The organism is Azoarcus sp. Soil_N_20, from assembly GCF_057656155.1.
The window spans coordinates 1-277 of record NZ_JBDGKX010000078.1; the positions used below are offsets into that span (position 1 = coordinate 1).

The 277-nt window shown below is 63.5% G+C and carries 1 pseudogene; it reads left to right on the forward strand.

Annotation, left to right across the window (positions count from 1 at the left end):
* Nucleotides 1–141 (forward strand): annotated as a pseudogene (locus AC3A35_RS27975) (branched-chain amino acid ABC transporter permease); the annotation flags it as partial.
* Between the last annotated feature and the right edge of the window lie 136 nt (nucleotides 142–277).

The window sequence follows — 277 nt, forward strand, 5'->3', positions numbered from 1 at the left end:
GGCGCGGTCATGGTCGGGCTGCTCGAAGCCTTCTCCTCGTTCTGGGCCAGTGCCTACAAGGAAGTGATCGTATTCACCCTGATCATCCCCGTGCTGCTGTGGCGTTCGCTGACCAGCCACCATGTGGAGGAAGAAGAATGACCGCCCGTCTGCCGATCGATCCCGTTGCGCCGGCCTCGACCAAGGGTAACGCGATGCGCTCTCCCCGCTTTGTCCTCGCCGCCTTCCTCGGCCTGTTGCTGATCGCCCCGCTGGTGATGCCGCCGTTCTACGTGAC